This is a genomic window from Glaciecola sp. HA4-3 (assembly GCF_055693685.1).
Map to the genome: position 1 here is coordinate 991,971 of NZ_CM146340.1, position 24,930 is coordinate 1,016,900.

Genomic DNA, 24,930 nt, shown 5'->3' on the forward strand with positions numbered 1-24,930 from the left:
GGATAATATTATGAATTTACAACCGCAAAATGGCTTAAATCCAGATTTATTCTGGAATCAAGAAGAGCCAGTACCTGTGTCTGACGGCACAGAGCAAACACTTAAGCAAGAAGACTTCTTTGCTTTATTAACAGAGCAGTTGGCCAATCAAGATCCCACAAAGCCTGTTGATAACGACCAATTAGTTGCACAGATGACATCTTTTACGACAGCTGATGGGATAAGTCAGTTGAATGAAAAGTTTGAAAGCTTTGCATCATCAATGACCAGTAATCAAGCGCTGCAAGCGTCAAGCCTTATCGGCCAGTCAGTATTGGTATCAGGTAACGTTGGCTATATGGCGGGTGAAGGAGATGGTCTTACGGGGGTTGTGATTAATGAACAAACGTCACAAAACACCCAAATTACGATTCAAAACCCTAGTGGCGAAGTAGTTAGAACAATTGATATTGGCACGCAAGCAGCGGGTAACATTCAGTTCCGCTGGGATGGCACAGACAACGCCGGCAATAAAATGCCACCTAGGTGATTATGCGGTAACCGTGCAAGGTAATGTGTTTGGCGAAGAAACCGCGTTACCAACAGCCATCAATCGTCATGTAGATAGTGTTTCTTTATCAGGCTCTGGTGGTGGTGTTGTACTTAATTTAGATGGTGATGTCAGTATTCGATTAGATGACGTCATTCAGATCGGAAATTCATAGGAGTAAAATATGTCTTTTAATATTGCATTAAGCGGTGTTTCAGCCTCGCAGAAAGATTTGGATACCACAGCAAATAATATTGCGAACGTAAATACTGTTGGTTTTAAAGAATCTAGAGCAGAGTTTGGTGATGTTTATGCAGCCTCACTACTAGCTTCCGGCAGAACAAAAGTGGGTGATGGCGTACTAACACAAGAAGTATCACAGCAGTTTTCTCAAGGTAGCTTATCATTTACTAGTAACGCATTAGACTTGGCGATTACCGGAAATGGATTTTTTGCCACTGTCCCTGAAATTACATCGCGAGACTTTTCGTTTACCCGAGCAGGACAGTTCAAACTTGATTCTGATAATTTTGTTGTCAATTCAAATGGTGACAATTTGTTAGGTTTCCCAGTTAATCCAGATGGTACCTCAGCTTCAGTTGCCTTAAGTACAACAGTCCCTGTTCGTATTCCTGATTCATCAGGTTCACCGCAAAAAACGACAGAAGTTGATGTACGATTTAACTTACCAGCGGGTGACTCTGGTCTTAATGCGGCTGATTTTAATCCAACAGATCCCTTAACTTATAATGCAGCAACGTCTGTGACAATTTATGACTCCTTAGGTGATAGTCATGTTATGACCTATTTTTTCATTAAAGATAATGATCCTGCTGCGGTAAATGAATGGTATGTGGCTACATCGGTTGATGATGTGTTGGTTAATATGGCAAATTCGGATGGTACGATTACCGATGACCCTAACGCTGCAACCAATAGTGTGGGCACAAATTCTGGCTTTGGTGTGACGGCTGCAAAAATTCAATTTAGTGATGGCGGAGATTTTATAGGCATTGAGTCAGCTGATGGCTTACCTCAATTAAATTCTAAAATCCAAACCGGCCCATTGGGCGAAACAGTGTTGTCAAACGGTTCTGATGCTACTCAACAAATAACCATTGATTTCAACCTTGATCCAAATGGCGCAAACCCAAATGAGCCCACTCAATTCGCTTCGGCGTTTGAAGTAACATCTTTGGAGCAAGATGGTTTGCCGGTGGGGCGACTAACCGGTATTGATATTTCACCAGATGGCTTAGTTAGAGCAACCTTTTCTAATGGTACGTCTGAACCGATAGTAAGAGTGGCATTAGCTAGGTTTTCAAATGAACAAGGTTTAACTCAGCAAAGCTCAACCCAATGGAAAGAAAGTATTTTGTCGGGCGAAGCGCTAGCAGGTGAAGCAACAACAGGTACGTTTGGTGACATAAATTCGTCAGCGCTTGAACAAGCTAATGTAAATTTAACGACAGAGCTTATCGATATGATCATCGCACAGCGTAATTTCCAGGCAAACTCCAGAGCACTTGAAGTCAATAACCAGCTTAACCAGACTATCTTGAATATACGATAGTCAAATAAACTGATACGGACATAATTTGCCGCCTAAATTGGCCATGTTTTACCTCTTTAGGTGGCAAGTTTTAAAACTTAAATATCATTTAAATACAATAACTTAACCAATATAAATTCATTTCCTTTTATTCCAAGCACCTCTCATTTTTGTTGGCATATAATTTGCTCTACTAAGCACTAGTAGATGTAACATTATCAAATACTCTGTGAATAGAGTTAAGGCTAACAAGTGGACAAGTTTCTTTATATTGCAGCAAGCGGTGCTAAACAAGATTTATTAGCCACTGGTGTGCGTGCCAATAATTTAGCCAATGCCCAAACAAATGGGTTTAAAGCGCAATTAGAGCAGGCAAGAGCAATGCCTGCCTTTGGCGAAGGCCTCCCTTCACGGGTATTTAGCATGACCGAAAGCCCGTCTAATAATTATGATGGTGGCGCCATGATTACAACTGATCGAGCCCTTGATGTCGCCGTTCAAGGTGATGGCTGGTTTAGTGTACAAACACCACAAGGTGAAGAGGCCTACACAAGAGCAGGCGGGTTCACAATGAGCAGTGATGGCGCTTTGCTTGACCCAAAAGGTAATTTAGTGATGGGTGAAAATGGGCCTATTTTCTTGCCAGTACCGGTGAATAACATCACGTTTGCAGGCGATGGCAGCATATCAGCACGTTTGCAAGGTGCGCCAGAAAATGCACTTGAAGAAGTGGGTAGACTAAAAATGGTCAATCCTCCTATCGACAATATGCAAAGACGTACCGACGGTTTGTTTGAGCTAAAAGACCAATCAATAGCGGATCAAGATATTACCGTTCAGGTTCGTTCTGGCATGTTAGAGGGGTCAAATGTGAACGCAATAGATGAAATGGTCAATATGATTAGCTTGCAAAGGCATTATGAGATGCAGGTAAAACTAATGAAGAAGGCTGACGAACTAGCCATGCGCGGCAACATGCTATTGCGCATCATTTAATATAAGAATTTATTTGTTTATCAAAAGTTAAGTATTTGCGACGCACTTGTTTAGCATGATGATAAATACACACGAGTAATGAGGATTTAATTATGCATCCAGCACTTTGGATAAGTAAAACCGGTTTAGATGCGGCGCAAACAGATGTCTCTGTTGTGTCTAACAACCTAGCAAACGCAAGTACTGTAGGCTTTAAAAAAGACCGAGCTGTATTTGAGGACTTGTTGTATCAAAACATTAATCAACCAGGTGGTCGTTCATCAGCAGACACCGAGTTACCATCTGGATTAATGTTAGGTGCAGGCTCTAAAGTGGTAGCAACGCAAAAAACACATTCTCAAGGTAACTTACTGACGACAGAAAACCCCTTAGATATGTCAATTCAAGGCAGGGGATTTTTTGAGATTCAAATGCCCGATGGAAGCGCTTCGTATACCAGAAATGGTCAATTTACGCTAAACGACTAGGGACAAATGGTAACACCAGGCGCAGGATTTATCCTACAACCACCCATTACATTGCCAGTAGATGCCCAACAAGTCACTATTTCACAAGATGGTGAAGTGGCTGCCCAATTGGCAGGGCAGGCAGAGCCTCAGTTGGTAGGCCAAATCAATACGGTTGATTTTATTAATCCCGTCGGTTTGCAACCCATTGGACAAAATTTATATGTTGAAACAGCAGTCTCTGGTGCCCCTCAGCAAGGTGTTCCTGGACTTGAAGGACTAGGCACTATCTCGCAAGGAAGCCTTGAGACCTCTAATGTGAATGTTACAGAAGAGCTTGTTAACCTGATTGAAAGTCAGCGCTTGTATGAAATGAACTCAAAAGTCATTTCTTCAGTTGACCAGATGTTAGGACAAGTTATTCAGCAGTTATAAATCGAGAATTAGTATGAAAAGCGTAATAATGTCCAGTTTATTTAAAAAGGTATTTATAGTCGTTGTATGTTGCACACTGATTGTCTTGACGTCAGGTTGCAAAAGCACTGGCCCTGAATCTGTTCAAGCCAACGACCCTTTCTATGCGCCTAGTATTCCTGTGTTGAGTAAAGAACAAATTGCAGGAAGCGGCAGTTTGTTTAACGCATCTTTAGCGAACAGTCTATATTCTGATATCACAGCAAGACGAGTTGGTGACATTATCACAGTTACGCTCCAAGAAAATACTAATGCAACAAAAAGCGCAGGTACAGTAACTAGCAAAGAATCAACCGCAAATTTAAACCCAATTGTCGGTTTAGGTGGGAATCCTGTTCGTATTGGCAATGAAACAATACAAATGGGAGTGGATGCCAGTAATGAGTTTACGGGAGACGCCCAAGCCAGCCAAAGTAACAGCCTCCAAGGTAATATTTCAGTGACTGTCGTGGAAGTGCTACCCAATAAAAATCTCATTATACGAGGCGAAAAATGGTTAACCTTAAACAATGGTGATGAATACATCAGGCTAACTGGTGTCATCAGGCCTGCTGATGTCTCTCCTTTAAACGAGATCCAATCCAACAAAATAGCAAACGCTCGTATTCAATATAGCGGTACAGGCACGTTTGCCCGTGCGCAAGAAAAAGGCTGGTTGACTCAGTTCTTTTCATCAACGTGGTGGCCACTATGAGTAAAATTATGTTTAAGACCTTTTTGCTTAGCCTATTGCTAGGTGGTTTACTTAGCGTTCCTAGTCAATTAACAGCTGAACAACGGATTAAGGATTTAGCTAAAATTCAGGGGGTTAGGTCAAATCAACTGGTAGGATATGGCCTTGTTGTAGGTTTACCTGGTACTGGCGAACGTTCACCTTTTACTGAGCAATCGTTTAGAACCATGTTAAATAACTTTGGTATCAGTTTAGGTACTGATGTTCGCCCGCAAATAAAAAATGTTGCAGCAGTAGCGATACATGCTGAGTTGCCGGCCTTTGCAAAGCCTGGTCAAACAATTGACGTAACGGTATCGTCAATTGGCGAAGCTAGCAGTTTACAAGGTGGCACGTTGTTACAGACTTTTCTTCGTGGCTTAGACGGTGAAGTGTATGCAGTTGCACAAGGTAGTTTAGTAGTATCTGGTTTTGGCGCCCAAGGTAATGACGGTTCAAGAATTGTTAGCAATACGCCAACGGTCGGAACAATCGCAAACGGCGCAATGGTTGAGCGTTCAGTGCCAAATGGTCTGATGAATAATGATTATCTAACGCTTAATCTTAATCAGCCCGATTTCTCAACCGCTAAAGCGCTTGCTGACAAAATAAATGAAAGACTAGGTGCCGATCCACAAAATGGCTATTTCATTGCTACGCCCATAGATGCAGCCTCTGTTCGAGTAGCAGCTCCGCGTGACGTGGGCCAACGCGTTGGCTTTTTGGCGACTATTGAAAACTTTACTTTCACACCTGCAACATCGCCCGCTCGTGTCGTAATTAATAGTCGAACGGGCACAATTGTTATTGGGCAAGATGTCAAACTTCTGCCAGCAGCAATTACTCATGGAGGCTTAACGGTCACCATTTCAGAAGATAACCAAGTTATTCAACCTAACCCATTAGCAAACGGCGATACTGTTATAGTGGGCCAATCCATTGTAGATGTAGATCTTGCTGATAGCCGAATGTTTAAATTTGAGCTAGGTGTGACCTTGGATGATTTAGTTAGAGCGGTAAATCAAATTGGCGCTGCGCCAGGCGATCTTATGGCAATACTTGAAGCCTTGCGCCAAGCAGGAGCTTTGCAAGGTGAACTTATTGTTATTTAAATATTGATAAGCTAAGGGGTTGTCAGTGGATTTAACATCAGCGAGTAAAACTCAACTTGAAATGACTCGTTCAGTGCATGATTTGAGTAGCATCAACTCACTTAGAGAAGCAGCTCAATCAGGTGATGAAGGTGCTTTAGAAGAGGCTGCTAAACAGTTTGAAGCGATTTTTGTGCAAATGCTGCTTAAGTCCATGCGCAAAGCACAAGAAGCTATCGCTGATAAAGACAGTCCTTTTAACTCAGACCAAGTGAAATATTATCGCAATATGCATGATCAGCAGCTTGCAACCGATATGTCTACAAATGGCAGTATTGGTTTAGCTGAAGTGATAATGCAGCAATTTGGTACTAATAATGGTGTGTTACCCGCCAGCGCTGTGCGCAGTGATGGTGATTTGTCCAGCCTTAATCGAGATAGAGTATTAAGGCAACAAAGTGCTGAAAACGATTTACTTGGCCCGATAAAAACTGATGCTTTACACAAACAAAAATTGCCTGCTTTTGATAGCCCTAAAGACTTTGTTGAATATTTATATCCACAAGCTGTGGACGCAGCCAAAAGACTCAACATAGCCCCTAAAGCCCTGATTGCACAAGCGGCACTTGAGACAGGTTGGGGAAAACACGTCATTCACCAAAGTAACGGCCAAAATAGTCATAATCTGTTTGGTATCAAAGCAGATAGTCGTTGGAATGGTGATAAAGCTGTTGTCGATACCCTAGAGTACGTTGATAACTTACCGCAAAAACAACAAGCTAGTTTTAGAAGTTACGCTGATTTTGGTAGTGCATTAAACGACTACGTCACCTTTATTCAAGACAACCCTAGGTACCATAAAGCGATTGATAAGACGCAAACGCCACAAGCATACTTTAGCGAACTGCAGGCAGCGGGTTATGCAACTGACCCCAATTATGCAGACAAAGTTATGTCTGTTTATAACGGAGATTTGTTAAATGAGTTATTACCATGATTAGAAATGCTGATCTCTTTACCATGGCAACATCCGGTATTAATGCCAGTAATAAGCTATTGGCCACAACCAGTAACAATATCGCTAACGTCAATACACAAGGTTACGTCCGGGAACGCACAGAGTTTGGCGCTCGTGTTGGTGGCGGCGTTGATTTTGGCTTCACGGATAGAATTATTGATGTATTTGCACAAAACCAATTAAGACGAGACACCAGCGTAGTGGGTGAAACGCAAGCTTACTTGGAGCGAGTGCAAAGCCTAGACAATGTTTTAGCATCAGAAGCTAATAGTATTGCCGCATCGATGACTCGATTTTTTGCGGCTGTTCAAACTGCAACAGACGACCCTACCAATATGCCTTCTAGAGATGCAGTGATTGGTCAGGCTCAAAGTATGCTAACGCGTATTAATGAGCTAGGAAACTTCATGCAGGTAAAAGAGCAAGAGACTGAGCTTCAAATTCAAGATTCGGTTGCAACCGCAAATGCACTCATCGAACAAATTGGTAATCTAAACGAATCAATCAATGTGTTAAGGGGGTCTTCTACTGTCGATACTCCTTCTCAATTACTCAACCAACGGGACCAAGCGATTCTTGAGCTATCTGAGTTAGTTGCTATTGAGGTTCGGCAAAGCTCAAATGGTCCTAGTGGTGACCAAAGCTTGGTGGTCAATCTTAAAAGCGGTGAGTCTTTGGTACTAGCTGATGGAACGTTTAATGCCTTTGCAAAGGGCGGAGAGCCTGACTACACCACAACTGAACTAAAACTAACCACCACCTATGCGCCACCAAAAGAAAATACAACGCTAAACATTCGTGAACAAGACTTAGGAGGCGCACTTGGTGGCGTTTATGCATATCGAGAACAGGTCTTAGAGCCCGCTCAACGCGATTTGGGCCGTTTGGCGACAACACTTGCCGACGCTGTTAATACACAAAATCGTCAAGGAATGGACTTAGACCAACAGTTAGGCCGCGATATATTTAGTGTGTCAGAATTCCGCGCCATTAATTACCCTGAAAATGCTGACTTATCGCTTGGTATCAGTGGAAGGCTTATTCCAGGGCAAAGCGCACAGCTTACTAATAATGATTATACCGTTACAGTACTAACTGCGCCCGCAGGCACACCTGCTAGTTTCGATGTTGAAGTCGCTGCAATTAAAAATAACGGGCAAGCACAATTAGATTCACAAAATAACCCGATTACTCAAATCATTACAGTGACAGCGCAAGAAGGTACTTATAATGCAACCATTGGTGGTATTGAGCTAGAGTTTGATGATGGTAATCGCTATTCAGTTGGGGATGCATTTTTAATACAACCTACACGCTTAGCTGCTTCAAATTTGACCATGGCAACAACCCGCTCTGAGGATCTAGCATTTGCTAAACCGCTTAGAATCATCCAAAACACTGGCAATTTAGGTGACGCACAAGTTATCAATACCAGCATATCAAACTCGATTGTCGATTTAAGTTTTACTGATCAAAATGCATCAGCATTTACTGATAACTTTACATTACAAGATGCAAGCAACTCGCCATCTCCTATTTTTGGGGCACCTTCAAAAATTATCTTCACCGGGCAAGATGCGTTTGATGTGCTTGATAGTGATGATCAAATTATTGCATCAGTTTCGGGGGCCAGTGACCTTAACAACTTACTTGCTCAAGCAAAAGATGCAGGGGTTCCCGCTTGGCCTGCTGAGTTTGCAGCTTTGAACGATTACCCCGGATATGACTTATCGCTACAAGGTGTGCCGGTTGCCGGTGATGAATTTACATTGCAATACAATACCAACGGATTTAGCGATAATCGCAATGCTCTTGATTTGGCAAAATTGCAACAACTCGATTTAGTGAGTCAAAGCAATGGGCAGCTAGCAAGAAAGGCAACATTTAATGAAGCATACGCGACAATTGTCGGGCAAGTTGGCTCAGCGGCAGCCACTGCAAAAATTAACCTAGAGGCAGCAAATGTAATGCAAGTTCAATCACAGCAATGGTTTGAATCAACCTCAGGCGTTAGCTTAGATGAAGAAGCTGCAAACTTAATACAATTTCAACAATCATACGCGGCAGCCGCGCGAATATTGAGCACTGCTCAACAGATGTTTGACACAATATTACAGGTCGCTAGATAAGTGTAGGTATACAGCATGAGAATTACGACGAATTTAATTTACGACCAAAACTTAAGAGCGATTAATACCAATCAAGGCAGTCTGTCTGATATCCAAACACAGCTTGCCAGTGGTAAACGAATCATAAGGCCAAGTGATGATCCAGTTGGGACGACCCAAATCATCAGGTTGACTGAAGAGTTGGATAAAATAGAACAATTTAAGCGCAACAATGATCTTGTGACTAACGCATTAGAACTTCAAGAGACCTCACTTAGAAGTATTAATGATGTGGCAAATAGAGCTCGACAACTTACAATACAAGCAGGTAATGGGATATTATCTGGTCCTGATAAAGCTGCAATAGGGGCTGAAATAGAGCAATTAAGAAATCAAGTTGTCGATTTAATGAATACCCAAAATGCAAGCGGCGAATACATTTTCGCAGGCTATCAGTCATCTACGCAAGCTTTTGAATTCAATCCAACCGCTAACGAAGACCGCATCAGATTTGTGGGAGATGATGGCGTTAACAATATACAATTGTCTGACAGTGTTGATATTCAAAGTTCAACATCAGGCAAAACGCTCTTTGAAGATGTCAAAGCACGACTAAACTTTACACTTTCTAATACCTCGACAGTACAAGTCAATGATTACCTTATTCGAAACCAAGGTACATTTGACAAATTTCATAATGAAAACTTTGATCCCGTAAATGCTGCTAATAATCAATACGAGTTTGCCGTTATTGCTGGTGATCAAATACAAGTCACTAATTTAGGAACGGGCACTATAGTTGCGACTAAAGCATTTGAAAGTGGTCAACTTTTTGCGTTTCAAGGGATTGAACTTAATATAGAAGGGGCACCAGGTGATAGTATTCAGCTTGACTTGAATCGCCCTGAGAAAACAAATATTGCAGAAACCCTGCACAATTTATTTTTGACGTTAAATGATACTACACTATCACAAGCGCAGTATTCTTCTGCCTTGGACGACGCTATTGTTGGCATTGACAATGGCTTAGATAAAATGGCCAGAGAAAACTCGTCCATTGGGGCGCGTTTAAATATTGCTGAGTCAGTGCGCAATTCGCAGCTTGATTCAGAAGTATCGATTGCGCTTGCGCGCTCTACTATCGAAGATATTGACTTTGCAAAGGCTTCTACTGAATTTGCAAAACAAGAAGCTGCGCTAGAAGCCGCTTTTGCGTCCTTTCCTAGAATAGCCAATTTGTCACTTTTTAACTTTATTTGATGTTTATCACTATTTTTTTAAAATAAATTTATTTTTTAAAAAATGGTCAATAAATCCCCTAAAGATCCATTCTTACTCATTATTTTTTGTGTTCATTTTTTAAGGGCGGCAATTTTTTGCCGTTTTTTGCCTCCTATTAAGACTTTTTTTCTAAATTAGATTAAAGAGAATTTTTGATTTGACGATAACCATTTACGAGAGAGCCAGTACATGTGCATTTAATTGAATAAATGTCATGTTCTACATATGAAACTAAATCACCGGAGTAAAGTCCGGCCTGCCAGCAAGTGCTGGACTGAGAGTGTAGGAGAGACTTATGTCTATGTTCGTAAATACTAACGTATCGTCATTAAACGCGCAGCGTCAGTTATTCAATTCAAGTAATTCTTTAAATACGTCTTTTGAGCGTTTATCTTCTGGTTTCAGAATTAACCGCGCTTCTGATGATGCAGCTGGACTGCAAATCACCGACCGTATGACCAACCAAATTAACGGCTTGAATCAAGCAGTTAATAACGCTAATGATGCTATCTCTTTAACACAGACAGCAGAAGGTGCGCTAGGTGAAACGACTAATGCCTTACAACGTATTCGTCAGTTAGCCGTACAGTCACAAAACGGTATTAATTCGCAAGCGGACCGTGATGCACTTCAAAAAGAAGTATCAGCCTTAAAAACTGAAATCACTCGTATCGCAACGGATACTCAATTTAACAAACAAGATATTCTTACGGGTGGTTTCTCGTCAGTATTCTTGGTAGGTGCAAACAGTGGCCAGACTATTTCTGTCAACTTAAGCGCACCTCCAGGTCTGACAGGTTTCTCAGCCGGTGGTTTATCGATTTCTGCTTTGTCAGTGTCATCTGTAGGTGGCGCATCAGCCGCATTAGATACATTAGACACGGCGATATCAGCAATTGGTTCAGCACGTGCCGATTTAGGTGCATTGACCAATCGTTTCCAGTCTACGATTAGGAATTTATCGAATGTTGTTGAAAACATGTCAGCAGCTCGTTCACAGATTCTTGATACAGACTTTGCGAAGGAAACAGCGAACTTGACCCGTAATCAGATTATACAGCAGGCAAGTACGTCAATATTATCTCAGTCTAATCAGAGACCACAGGCAGCTTTACAGCTTCTTGGGTAATTAGTTAGACGCTTTGAGACCCTACTGTTTGGGGAGTGAAGCTAGGAGGTAGTATCTGTTTTTATAAGCCAAACAGCTAGAGAGTCCGCTCACTCTCAAAATATTAGAGCGACTGGCTGCGGCTTTGCCTTACCGACTATTCCCTTCTTTTTCAAGAAACTTTAGTTTAATGCTAAAGGTTTTTTCGTGTCTGTCCGATAAGTTATTTAAGCAGGGCATAAGCACGACAATATTTACTTTCTAAAAACAAATACAGCAGTATTGAAATGCAAGTAATTATTTAATGCAGACCCTATATAAATTCACAACACAATAATAATAAATGTGAATTAACAGTTTCTCAGAATCATTTTTTGATGGTAATGACAGTAGTGATGTTCACTGCTGATTGGAAAAGTGTGTCTGAATAAATATTTAACATGAAAAGCTGAACTGCCGACTGACAGGAATGATGCCAAGGAGGTAGTGAGAGGTATGAGGTCTGGACCATCATACCTGTCTGTCAGCAAAGAGCTCACGCTCTATACAGCTTACATGCTTCAATTCTCGGTGAGAGAGTTGAAAACGAATCAGTCCCTAATTCTATGGGTTGATAAGCATATAGCGTGCCAATTTAAGAAATCCCTAGATAAGCTAGGGCCATTAAAAACCGTAGTCGACAACAATAATTACAATCGGCTTTTTAAAATCGTTAGGAGATAAACATGTCTTTATTTGTAAATACTAATATTTCGTCTTTAAGTGCAAGACGTTATTTAACCGATACGCAAACTAATCTAAGTACCGCTTTTGAACGTCTTTCTTCTGGATTACGCATCAACAGCGCCAAAGATGATGCTGCAGGCCTTCAGATATCTGACCGCATGACATCCCAAATTATGGGCCTAGATCAAGCGGTAAGAAATGCAAATGATGGGATTTCACTATCACAAACCATTGAGGGCGCTTTGCAGGAGACGACAAATGCATTACAGCGAATCAGAGTACTATCTATTCAATCTCAAAACGGGATTAACAATGCCGAAGATAGAAATGCATTGCAAAAAGAAGTAAGTGCGCTGAAGTTAGAAATGAGCAGAATTGCGACCACTACTCAGTTTGGGGGCGTTGATGTACTAACCGGCGGATTTTCTTCACGCTTCTTAGTTGGTGCGAATTCAGGCCAATCAATCAGTGTAAATGTCTCGCGAGTAGATGGGTTTGGTACATCGGGATTATTTGGTGCGTTTAATTTATCGGTCTCGACACCGGCCGCAGCATCAGCCGCTTTATCTGCAATTGACGCGGCACTTGAGCTTGTTAATGGTAAACGAGCTGATTTAGGCGCGATACAAAATCGCTTTCAATCAACGATTCGAAACCTATCTAATGTTTCGGAAAACGTCTCTGCGGCAAGAAGTCGTATAAAAGACACAGATTTTGCCACGGAAACGGCAAACTTGACCCGCCTTCAGATCATACAGCAGGCGAGTACCACTATTTTGTCCTAAGGCAAATCAGCGTCCACAAGCCGCGTTAAGTTTGTTACAGGGATAATAGAACTAGGTTTTTTTAAAACAAAAATCGACTAAAACGATACTAGAAATACGTTTAATAACAATATATACAAGATCACGAGTGCTTGAGAGGCCCTCTCACTTGCCATGGAAGGCATATTCTTTATGTAGTGTAAGTAAAGAAGGTTTGAGATAGTGATTAATAAATATTAGAGGTAAAACGTCGACTAACAAGACTGAGAGTGTAGAAGTGTGGTTGAGAGGCCAGTACTTACATGTTCTACAATCCTGCCAGTCGACTAAAACTTTGCTCCAACTCCTAACGTGAGCAAGTTGGCTGGGCCGCCCCATGGCTCAGCCTTTTTTCTTAACGGTCTTTTACCTTACTTAACAACCATAACAAAGCATGCTTTGTGCCAACTTTATTGATTAACTGTTTAATTAAATAAACTCAAATTCAGCTTTTCATTTCATAAACTCCCCATTTTTCATTATTTTCTTAATATTATTAGAATATAAATCAATTAATATTCAATGGCTTAAATATTAATTCCAATATATTGTAAAAAATTTTGAAATTAAGCCTAAAGAAATTTATGTATAGGTCGATACCTTTAGTTGAGGGGTAATGCAGCTAAAGATTGCATTACTAAATATGAGGTTGTTATTCCAAGCGTAGTGAACTTGGCATAGCATGATTCGAAACGAGTAGTAGGCTTGTGCTGATCCTTGATCGCAAGTGCCGACGTCGTTTTGGGAGGTATAATGTCAATTTTCGTAAATACAAATGTTTCGGCGCTAAATGCACAGCGTCAATTATTCGACTCTTCAAATGCATTAAACAAATCCTTTGAACGTCTATCTTCAGGCTATCGCATTAATTCGGCTGCTGATGATGCAGCAGGACTACAGATATCTGAAAGGCTGACATCGCAAATAGAAGGAATCGGTCAGGCAGTTCGAAATGCTAATGACGCCATTTCGTTAACTCAAACCGCAGAAGGCGCATTAGGTGAAACAACTAACGCACTTCAGCGCATTCGTCAGCTCGCTATTCAATCCCAAAACGGCATTAACTCCGCGTCAGATAGAAACGCGCTGAACTCTGAGGTAAGTGCCCTTAAAAACGAAATATCTCGAATTGCAACTGATACTACTTACAACGGCCAAGAGCTGTTTGACGGTGGCTTCTCGGCTAGCTTTCTTGTTGGCGCGAACAGCGGCCAGACAATTTCGGTTAATTTAAGCGCAGGTAGTATTGACACCGCAGGCTTTAGTGCTACTGGACTGGGTTTAGCAGCATTGACTGTTTCAACAGCTGGTGGTGCTTCTGCCGCCATAGACACGATTGATTCTGCCTTATCTGCAATTGGTGGCGTAAGAGCAGACCTTGGTGCAGAAGAAAATAGATTTCAATCTTCGATTCGAAATTTAAGTAACGTAAATGAAAATTTATCTGCAGCACGTTCGCGTATTTTAGACACAGACTTTGCCGCAGAGACTGCAAATTTGACGAAAAACCAGATTTTGCAACAGGCATCGATTGCAATCTTGAGTCAAGCGTCAAACAGACCTCAAACTGCATTGTCACTGCTTGGGTAAACCTATTTAAGATTACGAAAGTTGCGTTGAACGGGCGAGACATCGGTTGTTTAGATGTCTTCGCTCCTCCCTTCTTTTATCTAGGAGTTATTTATGGATGTTGTCAACACTAAGATTAGTCAAAACGTTGGGCGTGAAGCCGCATCAATGCTAAATGACAAAAGTTTTGTTAGTAGCAACTTAGTAGGCTATGGGACAGGTGTTAGCCAGTTTACAAAGAGTGAAAATACGAACCCAATTGTCCAGACTAAAAATGCTGAGCGCTCTGTTGCAAGCAATCCGCAGCAGCAAGAAATAAGCGGCAAAAAGGATAAAGAAAATCAAGAAAAAGCCGATAAGTTACTGAGAGAGGAAAATGTTAGCTTCACAAATTCATTAAATAATATTAGTGAACAACTTGAAACAAATGGCACAAAACTTTCATTCAAAGTGGATGATAGTGCACAGCAAGCAGTTGTAATTGTAAGCGACAAAGAAAGCGGCAATGTTATCAGGCAAATTCCTTCCGAGGAAGTACTAGAGTTTGCCGCTCGCGTTAGAGAATTAGAAGCCGATTCAACATCAACAAAAGGAGTGGTGTTCAATCAGCAAGCTTAAAATGAGGTAGGTTTCAATGAGTATTTCGTCATTAGGAGTGGGTTCAGGTTTAGACCTTGAAGCACTAGTATCACAGTTGCTCGAAGCAGAGCGTGGTCCTAAAAATGCGCGATTAGAAGCTAGAGAAGAAAGATTAAGCTCTGAAATATCCGCTGTGGGACAAGTGAAATCAAAACTCAGCGAATTTGAAGATAGCCTTAAAGAGCTACAGACTGATGGCAATTTGAGTGGACGAGAGCCAACTATCGAAAACCCCTCTGAAGATTCTGACCCACTTGATGTCAATCCTACGAACGCGGCCTTGCCAGGCACATATGAAATTGCAGTTTCGCAGCTCGCCAAAGGCAGCCGTATTGAAACTGCGGCAGCAGTTGATGGCGGATTTAATAGCAATGATGATGTGGTATTGACAAGCGGCGCTTCAAATATGACGTTTAAAATTGATAGTACAGGCGATCAATTTACGATTAATATCACGGCTGGAACCACGCTTGCACAGCTTCGTGAACAAATCAATGATGATGAAAACAACTTTGGTGTGACCGCTAATATTATCAATACAGGAACCGCAGATGGGGGAGCACGTCTTGTTTTCTCTTCGGATGTTACTGGTCTAGGTAATGACTTACAAATAGTCAATGATGATGATAATACCGAGTTAACGCGTCTTACTACCGAGACATCCTCAGGTGCTAATAGTGGGCTTAGTATTGCTCCTGAGAATATTGCGCGAAACGCGATTGCCAACATTGATGGTATTGAAGTGCAAAGCGAATCCAATAAATTTGAAAATACAATTCAAAGCGTCAGGTTTGACGTAAAAGAACTATCTGAAAAAGATGCTAACGGCGACTTCATTGCTTCTCGTGTAGTAATTGGTTTTGACGCAGAGAATTTGGAAGAAAAGATCAATGAATTTGTTGATAAGTTTAACGAATTGTCAGATGAGCTAAATAGATTAACACGCTTTGGTGAATCTGATCTTGAAGATGATGGTCCATTATCCGGAGATGCTACGGTTAGAGGAATCGAATCTGGTCTTGCCAGCATACTGGGAAGCAACGTAAGTGACTCAATTATTGGCAGTTTATTTTCACTCGGGATAGAGCTGACAAATGATGGCAAGCTAGAAATTAGTAGTACGGATTTTGGTTTAGGGTCTGGGTCAGACCGATTAGAAAATGCCTTGAATGACAATTTTGATGATATCGATACTCTATTCAACGCTGATAACGGCATCGTTTCTCGCTTACTTGAATTTACCGAACAATATACATCTTCGTCAGGTATTTTATCAAACCGTGAGCAATCAATAGAAGGTCAGCAAGATATTTTAAATACTGACAGAGAGCGCTTTGAGCTTCGCATGATTAGTTTTGAAGATACTTTGCGTTCAAGATATTTAAGCTTAGACAGCACCGTTGCAAGGTTACAACAAACCGGCAGCGCTCTATTTGCAGCATTAGGATAATCTCATGTCATTAAAAGCGATTAACGCATACAAAAAAGACAATTTGAAACACGACGTCGCAACAGCCGACCCTCATCGTCTTACTCTTATGTTAATGCAGGGCGCGTTGGATAAACTAGCCTATGCAAAAGGCGCCATTAGCCGAGGTGACTTGAAAGGTCGCTCAGATAACGTTTCAAAAGCGACGGCAATTTTCATTAACCTTAAAGATACTCTTGATATTGAGGTAGGTGGTGAAATGGCGCAAAACCTAGATAGTCTTTATGAGTATATTATTAATCAATTAACAAGCATTGATGCGGACAACGGCGTTGGCCTAATTGATGAAGTCATTGCGTTGTTTTCTCCCATTAAAGACGCTTGGGCAAGCATACCCGAACAAGCCAAACAAGAAGCGTATGAGCGTTCGCAAGCTAGTAATGTATAAATTTTTGAATCACTTGAAGGCATCAAACAAACATGGACGCTAAGCATTTAGATCATGCCTATGCGCCTGAATCATTGAAAAAACTCAATCGTATACTTGTTAAAGAACTGACTAATCCAGACACTACAGACGAAATAATTGATCAAATCATCCATAAAAGAGCGGACTTGGTAGAATCCTTGCTTACAGAATTAGACATCGATAACGTGCGTTTATTTGCTCAACATGAGAAAGCGACGAATGATGCTTTAATGGCCCTTTTTAAAGAGAAAAAAAGCATATTCAAACAGCGCTGACTAGTGCAAATAAGGCAACAAAGGCTATTAAAAAATACCACCAAGTCTAATTATGCATAATGATATTCGCTTACATCTGCACGCTGATGAAAATATTCAGCAGCAGATTGAAAAAGATGCGGCACTAAAGATAAACAAACTAATTGAATCTAACGTAAAAGCATTTCAACAATATATGCCTTCGATAGGCAAAGTGTTGCATGATATTCCAGCGCAGCAGATCAGCATTTTTATCGACAAATACGGACAAAGTAACTTAGTCGAGATCGCCACGGGTAAAACCCTATATCCCGTCCACATTGACGAAAAAATAGCGCGTCAAATTGATAATTTTTCTTTTTACAGTGCGTTAATGACACTTGATGACAATGCGAAAGTGAGCAGTCCTTTTGATCTTAAAGGGAAGTGTTTTGACGATCTCTCGAAATATTCAAATCTTGTATCTACTGAAGTTGCCAACAAAAAAGTGGATACCTTAGTATGTATGGGTTTAGGTAAAGCTACTTATCTTCCCTCATTGTTAGAAAAAGTATCGGCAAGCAACCTTGTCATATACGAACCCTCTTGGGAAATACTAAGGTGTAGTTTAAGTCTTTTTGATTGGCATTCGTTCTTTGAACATGCTCAAAAACATCAGATTCGCTTATTCGTTCAAGTTGGCAACACATTGCAAAACGTACATAGCGAAATCGGTGAATTACACCAACATATTGGTGCTAGATGTTTTCTATTTTACCAACACCTGCATATTCAAACGATGACGAATATAGTGCAACATGTCCGTCAAGGCCAATGGCATGAAAATATTCATCAATCCTTACCTGCCTCAGTTGATAGCAAAGCCACCCCAGAATTTATGCAACATGCTGTTTTGTCATTCAATACGATTGATGAAAAGGCATGGTCCTCACTTAGCCAAACAATAGATACTGAAAATTCACGTAAAGCAAAGTTACGATTTTTAAGTAATTTAGAAGTATTTAAGGTTAATTTCCCAGAAGTTCATGAGTTTTATTTGAATTATACACCTCAGTCTTGGGAGCCATTAGTGCAAGAAAAAGGCGGCACAAGTATCAATCTTTTTCACCAAGCCAGTGCAAGCTTTTTTGCAGGTCATGATGTTGAATATGAGGCAAACGCTTATGCAGAGCATTTTGCAACTTATCCTAATATTGACGGTTTATCGTTTGGCTATTCTGCAGATAAGCTTAAGCATTATGTTCATAATACCTTTATACGACAAGCAGATATGCTATTGCGCGGCAACGAAGAAGAAAAAGCGCATTTGCCAGATATGCTAAAAGTATTACTTGTGATGGGCTTAGGTAATGGCTATATGCTTGAGAGTCTTATCAAACATCATGACGTTAGAAATTTAATTGTTTGTGAGCCGAACCCAGATTACTTCTATGCGTCATTATATGCTATCGATTGGGCAAGTATAATAGAGGATGCAATTGCATTAGATAAAAAGATATACCTCAATATAGGCGAATCTAGTACGGTGTTGTTTCGTGATATTTCGCGACAGTTTGCTGCAATAGGCAACCATTTGTTGAACGAAACCTACATAATGCAAGCTTACGATAACCCCGTTTTAAAACAAACGATTATGGAAGTCAGGCAGCAGTTGATTGTTATATTTTCAATGAGTGAAAATTTTGATCATGTGCTATATGGCATGTCGCATTCTGCTCGTTTGTTTGCAGATAAGGTGCCTTTGTTAAAATACAAACCAGCTGCGACAATAAACAAGAAAGACAAGCAAACACCTGTGTTCATTGTCGGCAATGGGCCTTCTTTAGATGAACAAATTGACATCATAAAGACCTACCGCGATCAAATAATAGTGGTGAGTTGTGGCACAGCCTTGCAGGCTTTATATCGGCATAAGATAACACCTGATTTTCATGGTGAAGTAGAGCAATGTAGGGCTAATTTTGATTGGGCCTTGCGGATAAACGACCGAGCGTACCTAAAAAAATCACACTGTTGAGTATAAATGGCGTGCACCCCGATACTTATAAGCTGTACAAGAATGTATTGGTATCAATGAAATCTGGTGAATCTTCTACTCAAGCCATTATCGCTACGCTTGGTGAAACAATAGTAGAAGTACTACAGGCCGCTTATCCAACGGTGACAAACATGGCCTTAAACACAATTACCAGTTTAGGTTTTGAGCAAATTTACCTAGTTGGTGTGGACTTAGGATTTGTTGATCAGCAAAAGCATCACAGTCAGTTTTCGGGCTATTATGAAAACGGAAAGCAAATTTATGATTATGAGAAAGCGCATGACCCAAATACTAGATTAAAAGGCAACAAGCGAGAATGGGTGTTTACTAAAGCCGAGTTTAATATTTCTAGGATCATGATTGAACAACTACTATCAGATGTTGCCGTAGATTTCCCGCGCATTGAAGTGTTCAATATGTCTGATGGTGTTTTTATAGAAGGGACACTTCCTTTAGATAAAGATGATGTACTAATCATTAGCCAAGCTGCAGACAAAGCAAATAGTATTGACGCTATTTTTAATAGTTTTGCAGTTATCGATATTGATTTGCAAAGTAAGTTGCGTACGTCATTTGATCACCAAAAAAGCCATGAGCAGTTAATATCACTTATGCACTTTTGCGATACTGAGATTATAAAGGTGAGTGACGCACATCGCTTAGTCGACGACTTAAGTCGACTTGTCAGAGACCATGAAACTCGTTATGGCTCATTGTTTACTAATTATTTTGGCAATAGCATTAATTATTTATGTGCAGTGTTAAACAAAGCTTCAATGCAAACAAATAAGGAAAATGCTCTACGTGATCTTAATTACCTGCTAGAGCTTTGGCGTGACATGCTTAAAGATGCTAAATCGCTGCTATTAGCACAGTATGATATTTTAGATACCGCCGAAGCGTTTAGTCAAAAACGAGAAGCCCTCATGATGCCGTCCCGTTCCAAGGTTAAATATTTTGCTTTTTCTAAGCAGCAACGATCATTGGCTGATAAATTTTGTGCGCTTCAATCTCAGCTTGAACCTGTTGATAGTGTATGGCCGTTCAATAAACAAGAGCTGCTTGATAATCAGGTCAAATACCTAGCATTTGATATGACCGCTAATAATAACGATCACAGCACATCAAAAGATGGGCTCATGCAGAATTTATTAGCACTAAAGCACACCTTAAGTGCTGAGCTGCATGCACATAAAAACGTCTATGTGAGCTTTATTGTTGATAGTGATGCTGCTTATCACCTTGTTCACCGCTTTGTATCTGAAGATATTGATATTAGCGGCGTTAAGCAATATGTTTGTGTGCTTTATTGCCCTCCCATTTGGGATAATATGGATCATAAATCTCGTCGGCTTGCGCAAGATGGTAAACAAGCTTATGTAAGCGCAGAAACATTTTTTTCGCATGTTTTATGCCGAAGTCAAGATGCAAATCAATTTGCATCTATATGGGTCAAACCTCAATTCAATAGAAATGGCTTGATTTGTGCATCTTCCTCATTAAGTACATTAGATGACGACAGTAATACATCATTTAATGATTTAATTGAGCATATGCAAACAAAGATGAGTGTCAAAGATAATGAATATATTTGTGTTTCGACACAGTATGTTCATCAACACAAGTCAATGTTTGCTGATAAGCATCATTATATGTTCAAGCACTATGCGGCAATCGCGCGAGAATTATCATTAGACATTTCGCGGGATAAAACGGTATTAGATAGCTTTGATAATCGCGGCTTGCTTTTACATCGTCCACCTAAAGCATTCGAAATGCTGGGGGCATGGCACGATTAAGCGTTGTTAGCCAGACACTATCTCTCGTCAGTATTTTATTGCATCTATAGCCACTAGTGACAGTTTTGTTAATTAGGAGTTAAGCTTTGTTTGACAACAAAAGTATTTTAATCACAGGCGGTACAGGCTCATTTGGAAAGTGTTTTATTCGTTATATCCTTGCGAATTATAAGCCTAGTCGTTTAATTGTTTTTTCAAGAGATGAGTTAAAGCAGTTTGAAATGCAACAAGAGTTTAATCACAAATCCATGCGATATTTCATTGGTGATGTGCGTGATAGACAAAGGCTTATTGGCGCCACAAAAAAAGTGGATTTTGTTGTACATGCGGCAGCGCTTAAACAAGTCCCTGCGGCAGAATATAATCCAAATGAGTGTATTAAAACCAATATCAATGGTGCCCAAAACGTAATTGACGCTTGCATTGAAAACGGTGTCGATCGCGTTATCGCTTTGTCGACGGACAAAGCGGCGAACCCTGTCAATTTATATGGGGCGACAAAACTTGCCTCTGATAAACTGTTTGTTGCTGCAAATAACATTGCAGGTGCTGATGGGCCTCGTTTTGCAGTCGTAAGATACGGAAATGTCGTCGGTTCAAGAGGTTCAGTCGTACCGTTTTATCGGAACCTTTTAAACCAAGGTGTTAAAAAATTACCCGTCACTCACCAAGAAATGACACGCTTTTGGATAACCTTGGATGAAGGTGTCTCGTTTGTGATAAAGAATTTTAAACGCATGCAAGGTGGCGAAATTTTTATTCCTAAAATCCCTTCTATTGGTATTTTAGATCTTGTTGAGTCAATGAGTGGTACACGAGAACATGAGTTAATTGGTATTCGTCCTGGTGAAAAATTACATGAAATCATGGTGCCTGAAGAAATGGCGCATCATAGCATTGAATTTGATGATCACTTTGTTATCACTCCAGCAATTACCTTTTTTGAAGAATCGGTGAATTACTTTACCAATAAAATTGGGGAGAAAGGTACAGCGGTAGCCGAAAAATTCGAGTATCATTCTGGCACTAACCCTCATTTTTTAAGTGTAAGTGAGTTAAAAGATTTGGATAAAAACGTATGATCCCATACGGTAAACATAATATCGTACAACAAGACATTGACGCGGTTGTTGATGTGCTTGAAAACCATTTTTTGACACAAGGCAACAAAACACCTGAATTTGAGCGAGCCCTTTGCCAATACACTGGCGCTAAATACTGTACAGCAGTAAATTCTGCGACCTCTGGCTTGCATGTGGCTTGTCTCGCCTTGGGAATAAGCCAAGGTGATACCGTATGGACATCACCTAATTCATTTGTTGCCTCTAGCAACTGCGCTTTATATTGCGGTGCAAGTGTCGACTTTGTTGATATCGACCCTCAAACAGGGAATATGTGTCTTGATACTTTACAAGATAAATTAAGCCATGCTAGCCGTGCAGGTACATTGCCAAAAGCAATCGTAGTGGTTCACTTTGCTGGTATAAGCTGTGACATGAAAACAATCCATGCTTTGTGTCAAGCGCATCAAATTGCCATCATTGAAGATGCCGCGCATGGTTTAGGTGGCCAATTTAATGGCAAGCCAATTGGTTCATGTGAGTATTCTGATATTGCTGTCCTGAGCTTCCACCCAGTTAAATCAATTACAAGTGCCGAAGGTGGTGCATTGTTATGCAACAATGCATCTTTGGCTGCTGAAATTATGTTATTTGCTAAACATGGTATTACCAAAGAAGCGTCTAAAATGAAGGGTGATATACATGGTCCTTGGTACTATCAGCAACAGGCATTAGGCTACAATTACCGATTGAGTGATTTACATGCAGCGCTTGGTATTTCACAATTATCACGTGTTGATCATTTTATTGAAAAACGTCGCAGTATAGTTGCACGTTATTTTGAATGCTTAAGTGACTTACCTTTACAATTACCGCCTCGGGATGCGCTAAATGATGCGAGTTGGCACTTATTTATGATCAATCTTCAAGGGCATGATAGAAAAACAGTTTTTAAACAACTACTGCAATCTGGCATTGCGGTAAACGTACATTATATTCCTATTCACCTGCACCCATATTATCAGTCGCTAGGGTTTAAAGTAGGACAGTTTGAACATGCAGAAGGCTACTATAACAGTGCAATTACCTTACCCTTGTATGTTGATTTGAGTCATGACCAACAACAAAAGGTAATTGATAGCCTTATACAGATATTGGCATAATCATGAATGTAGCAATAATTCCAGCGCGTGGCGGCAGCAAGCGAATCCCCGACAAAAACATCAAAGATTTTTGTGGAAAACCATTGATAGTCTATTCGATTGAGCTTGCTATCGCTTCGGCTTTATTTGAACACGTAGTGGTATCAACCGATTGCCCCAATATTGCAAAGCTTGCAGAAAAACATGGTGCCAGTGTCCCATTTATCCGAGACCCTAACTTATCTGATGATTTTACTGGAACTCGCGCTGTTACAGAGCATGCGATTCAAACGCTTGCGTCCCAAGGTATCGATGCTGACAATTACTGTTGTATTTACGCCACAGCCCCTTTTTTGCAAGCAAAGTATTTACAAGAGGGCTTGAACGTTCTTGAGCAACAAGCCGATAAAGCCTTTGCATTTTCCATCACTACGTTTGCTTTTCCTATTCAACGAGCGGTTTATCATGACGAACGCGGAATTGTGCCTGTCGCCCCTGAGTTTACTCAAACAAGATCGCAAGATTTACCCGAGGTATACCATGACGCAGGGCAGTTCTATTGGGGAAGAACAACAGATTATTTAAGCGACAAAGCGCTATACTCATCGCATGCTACGGGAATCCATATTCCGCGTCATTTGGTGCAGGATATTGACACCCCTGAAGACTGGGAGCGCGCCCAGCTGATGTATCAAGCATATCTGCGTTAGCACTGTGAGTGTGATAGGTTGTCAGCGATGCTTGCATTATCTATTTGATATATAATACTGTAATGTAAACATCACTTACAAAGAAGCATATCAATGCCTTTGCATCTTAGCGCAAAAGAACATGATCTTGGCGGTTTAGTCGTCAAACGAGTATTACCTCATATCCAAAAAAAGATGGTCGGCCCTTTTATTTTTTTCGACCACATGGGTCCGACTGATTTTAAAGCTGGAACAGGCATAAATGTAAGGCCTCATCCTCATATTGGTTTATCAACGTTAACGTACTTGTTTAAAGGCAGTATTTTACATAGGGATTCATTGGGAAATCATTTAGAAATTTTTCCTAGCTGATGTAAATTGGATGACTGCCGGAAAAGGCATTGTCCACTCTGAACGGGAAACATTTGAAGTGAGGGCTAATCCTCATCATATTGATGGTTTGCAATGCTGGGTAGCCTTACCAGAGCATGCCACTGAGTTATCGCCAAGTTTTCAACATGTCAAAAAATCAGCACTTCCTCATATTATTCATGAAGGGGTGATGATGCGATTAATCATCGGTGAAGCCTTTGGCCACAGCTCGCCTGTAAAAACGTATTCGCCTATGTTTTATGTCGATATTGCAGCGTGTGAAGCAAGCAAAGTTGAGCGGCCAAATCCAAAGCAAGAATGCGCAGCTTATGTAATAGAGGGACAGATTAATATCTCTGGCCAGTCATATAGCAAAGGACAATTTGTGTTGTTTGAAGAGCAAGATTTGCATTTGACGGTAGAGCATTCAGGTCGATTTATTCTATTGGGCGGCGAATCATTTAGTCAGCCCCCCATTTAAAATGGAATTTTGTTGCCTATTCTCGTGAGCGACTCAACCAAGCTATTGAGGATTGGCGCGAACAAAAATTCCCTCAGATACCAGATGATAATAACGAATATATTCCTTATTAATCGTGTTACAAGTGACGATTTGTGAGTGTTT

General features: G+C 40.6%; 20 protein-coding genes and 4 pseudogenes. All 24 read left to right on the forward strand.

Annotation, left to right across the window (positions count from 1 at the left end; genetic code table 11):
- The first annotated feature begins 10 nt into the window (after nucleotides 1–10).
- A pseudogene (gene flgD, locus ACZ1G6_RS04725) lies at nucleotides 11–704 on the forward strand (flagellar hook assembly protein FlgD).
- Nucleotides 705–713: 9 nt separating this feature from the next.
- Nucleotides 714–2,102, forward strand: a complete 1,389-nt coding sequence (gene flgE, locus ACZ1G6_RS04730) for a flagellar hook protein FlgE (protein ID WP_472618286.1) — start codon at nucleotides 714–716, stop codon at nucleotides 2,100–2,102.
- A gap of 231 nt (nucleotides 2,103–2,333) precedes the next feature.
- Entirely contained in the window at nucleotides 2,334–3,077 is a 744-nt protein-coding gene (gene flgF, locus ACZ1G6_RS04735; RefSeq protein ID WP_472618287.1) for a flagellar basal-body rod protein FlgF, read from the forward strand.
- Between the two features lie 92 nt (nucleotides 3,078–3,169).
- Nucleotides 3,170–3,958 (forward strand): annotated as a pseudogene (gene flgG, locus ACZ1G6_RS04740) (flagellar basal-body rod protein FlgG).
- Between the two features lie 28 nt (nucleotides 3,959–3,986).
- On the forward strand, nucleotides 3,987–4,691 hold the full coding sequence (gene flgH / locus ACZ1G6_RS04745; protein WP_472618288.1) for a flagellar basal body L-ring protein FlgH: 705 nt from the start codon (nucleotides 3,987–3,989) through the stop codon (nucleotides 4,689–4,691).
- The gene (locus tag ACZ1G6_RS04750; protein WP_472618289.1) at nucleotides 4,688–5,821 is read left to right on the forward strand and encodes a flagellar basal body P-ring protein FlgI; all 1,134 of its coding nucleotides are present in this window, start codon (nucleotides 4,688–4,690) and stop codon (nucleotides 5,819–5,821) included. Before flgH ends, ACZ1G6_RS04750 begins: the two co-directional genes overlap by 4 nt.
- Before the next feature lie 25 nt (nucleotides 5,822–5,846).
- The gene (gene flgJ / locus ACZ1G6_RS04755; RefSeq protein WP_472618290.1) at nucleotides 5,847–6,797 is read left to right on the forward strand and encodes a flagellar assembly peptidoglycan hydrolase FlgJ; all 951 of its coding nucleotides are present in this window, start codon (nucleotides 5,847–5,849) and stop codon (nucleotides 6,795–6,797) included.
- Nucleotides 6,794–8,947, forward strand: a complete 2,154-nt coding sequence (flgK, locus tag ACZ1G6_RS04760) for a flagellar hook-associated protein FlgK (protein WP_472618291.1) — start codon at nucleotides 6,794–6,796, stop codon at nucleotides 8,945–8,947. The genes flgJ and flgK overlap by 4 nt, the downstream gene beginning before the upstream one ends.
- A gap of 15 nt (nucleotides 8,948–8,962) precedes the next feature.
- Complete coding sequence (gene flgL, locus ACZ1G6_RS04765; RefSeq protein WP_472618292.1) at nucleotides 8,963–10,186, forward strand: flagellar hook-associated protein FlgL; 1,224 nt, start codon at nucleotides 8,963–8,965, stop codon at nucleotides 10,184–10,186.
- Nucleotides 10,187–10,502: 316 nt separating this feature from the next.
- Complete coding sequence (locus tag ACZ1G6_RS04770; protein WP_472618293.1) at nucleotides 10,503–11,336, forward strand: flagellin N-terminal helical domain-containing protein; 834 nt, start codon at nucleotides 10,503–10,505, stop codon at nucleotides 11,334–11,336.
- A gap of 704 nt (nucleotides 11,337–12,040) precedes the next feature.
- Nucleotides 12,041–12,872: pseudogene (locus ACZ1G6_RS04775) on the forward strand (flagellin N-terminal helical domain-containing protein).
- A gap of 725 nt (nucleotides 12,873–13,597) precedes the next feature.
- Nucleotides 13,598–14,434, forward strand: a complete 837-nt coding sequence (locus tag ACZ1G6_RS04780; protein ID WP_472618294.1) for a flagellin N-terminal helical domain-containing protein — start codon at nucleotides 13,598–13,600, stop codon at nucleotides 14,432–14,434.
- A gap of 93 nt (nucleotides 14,435–14,527) precedes the next feature.
- Nucleotides 14,528–15,031 (forward strand): flagellar protein FlaG, encoded by a 504-nt coding sequence (locus tag ACZ1G6_RS04785; RefSeq protein WP_472618295.1) that lies wholly within the window; start codon nucleotides 14,528–14,530, stop codon nucleotides 15,029–15,031.
- A gap of 16 nt (nucleotides 15,032–15,047) precedes the next feature.
- Nucleotides 15,048–16,502 carry a flagellar filament capping protein FliD gene (gene fliD / locus ACZ1G6_RS04790; RefSeq protein WP_472618296.1) on the forward strand — a complete coding sequence of 485 codons (1,455 nt, stop codon included), beginning with the start codon at nucleotides 15,048–15,050 and terminating at the stop codon, nucleotides 16,500–16,502.
- Nucleotides 16,503–16,506: 4 nt separating this feature from the next.
- Nucleotides 16,507–16,929, forward strand: coding sequence for a flagellar export chaperone FliS (fliS, locus tag ACZ1G6_RS04795; protein WP_472618297.1), 423 nt, complete (start codon nucleotides 16,507–16,509; stop codon nucleotides 16,927–16,929).
- Between the two features lie 32 nt (nucleotides 16,930–16,961).
- Entirely contained in the window at nucleotides 16,962–17,225 is a 264-nt protein-coding gene (locus ACZ1G6_RS04800) for a hypothetical protein (RefSeq protein WP_472618298.1), read from the forward strand.
- A gap of 52 nt (nucleotides 17,226–17,277) precedes the next feature.
- On the forward strand, nucleotides 17,278–19,221 hold the full coding sequence (locus tag ACZ1G6_RS04805) for a 6-hydroxymethylpterin diphosphokinase MptE-like protein (protein WP_472618299.1): 1,944 nt from the start codon (nucleotides 17,278–17,280) through the stop codon (nucleotides 19,219–19,221).
- 56 nt (nucleotides 19,222–19,277) lie between these two features.
- Nucleotides 19,278–21,041, forward strand: a complete 1,764-nt coding sequence (locus ACZ1G6_RS04810) for a hypothetical protein (protein WP_472618300.1) — start codon at nucleotides 19,278–19,280, stop codon at nucleotides 21,039–21,041.
- An 86-nt stretch (nucleotides 21,042–21,127) separates the two neighbouring features.
- A complete protein-coding gene (pseB, locus tag ACZ1G6_RS04815) occupies nucleotides 21,128–22,123 on the forward strand; it encodes a UDP-N-acetylglucosamine 4,6-dehydratase (inverting) (protein ID WP_472618301.1) in 996 nt (331 codons plus the stop codon).
- Nucleotides 22,120–23,265, forward strand: coding sequence for a UDP-4-amino-4,6-dideoxy-N-acetyl-beta-L-altrosamine transaminase (gene pseC, locus ACZ1G6_RS04820; RefSeq protein ID WP_472618302.1), 1,146 nt, complete (start codon nucleotides 22,120–22,122; stop codon nucleotides 23,263–23,265). Before pseB ends, pseC begins: the two co-directional genes overlap by 4 nt.
- 2 nt (nucleotides 23,266–23,267) lie before the next feature.
- Nucleotides 23,268–23,954 carry a pseudaminic acid cytidylyltransferase gene (gene pseF, locus ACZ1G6_RS04825; protein ID WP_472618303.1) on the forward strand — a complete coding sequence of 229 codons (687 nt, stop codon included), beginning with the start codon at nucleotides 23,268–23,270 and terminating at the stop codon, nucleotides 23,952–23,954.
- Between the two features lie 93 nt (nucleotides 23,955–24,047).
- Entirely contained in the window at nucleotides 24,048–24,305 is a 258-nt protein-coding gene (locus ACZ1G6_RS04830; RefSeq protein WP_472618304.1) for a pirin family protein, read from the forward strand.
- 10 nt (nucleotides 24,306–24,315) lie between these two features.
- Nucleotides 24,316–24,786 carry a pirin family protein gene (locus tag ACZ1G6_RS04835; protein WP_472618305.1) on the forward strand — a complete coding sequence of 157 codons (471 nt, stop codon included), beginning with the start codon at nucleotides 24,316–24,318 and terminating at the stop codon, nucleotides 24,784–24,786.
- Between the two features lie 29 nt (nucleotides 24,787–24,815).
- Nucleotides 24,816–24,899: pseudogene (locus ACZ1G6_RS04840) on the forward strand (hypothetical protein); the annotation flags it as partial.
- Nucleotides 24,900–24,930 lie beyond the last annotated feature (31 nt).

Bases quoted from the DNA above. Each gene is read 5' to 3' on its own strand.
- flgH (WP_472618288.1), top strand. From the start codon at position 3,987: ATGTCCAGTTTATTTAAAAAGGTATTTATAGTCGTTGTATGTTGCACA.
- fliS (WP_472618297.1), top strand. From the start codon at position 16,507: ATGTCATTAAAAGCGATTAACGCATACAAAAAAGACAATTTGAAACAC.
- ACZ1G6_RS04770 (WP_472618293.1), top strand. From the start codon at position 10,503: ATGTCTATGTTCGTAAATACTAACGTATCGTCATTAAACGCGCAGCGT.
- fliD (WP_472618296.1), top strand. From the start codon at position 15,048: ATGAGTATTTCGTCATTAGGAGTGGGTTCAGGTTTAGACCTTGAAGCA.
- flgL (WP_472618292.1), top strand. From the start codon at position 8,963: ATGAGAATTACGACGAATTTAATTTACGACCAAAACTTAAGAGCGATT.
- pseC (WP_472618302.1), top strand. From the start codon at position 22,120: ATGATCCCATACGGTAAACATAATATCGTACAACAAGACATTGACGCG.
- ACZ1G6_RS04805 (WP_472618299.1), top strand. From the start codon at position 17,278: ATGCATAATGATATTCGCTTACATCTGCACGCTGATGAAAATATTCAG.
- ACZ1G6_RS04780 (WP_472618294.1), top strand. From the start codon at position 13,598: ATGTCAATTTTCGTAAATACAAATGTTTCGGCGCTAAATGCACAGCGT.
- ACZ1G6_RS04835 (WP_472618305.1), top strand. From the start codon at position 24,316: ATGACTGCCGGAAAAGGCATTGTCCACTCTGAACGGGAAACATTTGAA.
- ACZ1G6_RS04785 (WP_472618295.1), top strand. From the start codon at position 14,528: ATGGATGTTGTCAACACTAAGATTAGTCAAAACGTTGGGCGTGAAGCC.
- ACZ1G6_RS04830 (WP_472618304.1), top strand. From the start codon at position 24,048: ATGCCTTTGCATCTTAGCGCAAAAGAACATGATCTTGGCGGTTTAGTC.
- ACZ1G6_RS04810 (WP_472618300.1), top strand. From the start codon at position 19,278: ATGAAATCTGGTGAATCTTCTACTCAAGCCATTATCGCTACGCTTGGT.
- ACZ1G6_RS04800 (WP_472618298.1), top strand. From the start codon at position 16,962: ATGGACGCTAAGCATTTAGATCATGCCTATGCGCCTGAATCATTGAAA.
- flgE (WP_472618286.1), top strand. From the start codon at position 714: ATGTCTTTTAATATTGCATTAAGCGGTGTTTCAGCCTCGCAGAAAGAT.
- pseF (WP_472618303.1), top strand. From the start codon at position 23,268: ATGAATGTAGCAATAATTCCAGCGCGTGGCGGCAGCAAGCGAATCCCC.
- flgK (WP_472618291.1), top strand. From the start codon at position 6,794: ATGATTAGAAATGCTGATCTCTTTACCATGGCAACATCCGGTATTAAT.
- ACZ1G6_RS04750 (WP_472618289.1), top strand. From the start codon at position 4,688: ATGAGTAAAATTATGTTTAAGACCTTTTTGCTTAGCCTATTGCTAGGT.